General features: G+C 64.6%; 1 protein-coding gene. It reads left to right on the plus strand.

Annotated elements, in window-relative coordinates:
- On the plus strand, nucleotides 1-587 hold a 587-nt coding region (locus AC5RWD_RS23180), incomplete at both ends, for an amino acid permease (RefSeq protein WP_494022265.1).

The raw sequence follows: 587 nt of genomic DNA on the forward strand, positions 1-587 counted from the left end.
AAGGTCGCCGCGCTCGTCGCGTTCCTGCTCATCGGCACCTACTTCGTCATCTTCGGCACCCCCGTCCCCGGCCAGGAAACCGGCTTCAGCCTCATCACCGACAACGGCGGGATCTTCCCCAACGGCCTGCTGCCCATGATCATCCTCATGCAAGGCGTCCTGTTCGCCTACGCCTCCATCGAACTCGTCGGCACCGCCGCCGGCGAAACCGAAAACCCCGAAAAAATCATGCCCAAGGCCATCAACTCCGTGGTCTTCCGGATCGCCGTGTTCTACGTCGGCTCCGTCATCCTCCTGGCCCTGCTCCTGCCCTACACCTCCTACCAAAAAGGCGTCAGCCCCTTCGTGACGTTCTTCGGCTCCATCGGCATCCAGGGCGTGGACGTCATCATGAACCTCGTGGTCCTCACCGCAGCCCTGTCCTCCCTCAACGCCGGCCTCTACTCCACCGGCCGGATCCTGCGCTCCATGTCCGTCGCCGGCTCCGCCCCCAAATTCGCCCAGCGCATGAACAAAGCCGGCGTCCCCTACGGCGGCATCGCCATCACCGCCGGGGTCTCCCTGCTCGGCGTCCCGCTGAACTACCT

The sequence above is a fragment of the Arthrobacter sp. CMU6 genome (assembly GCF_059090205.1).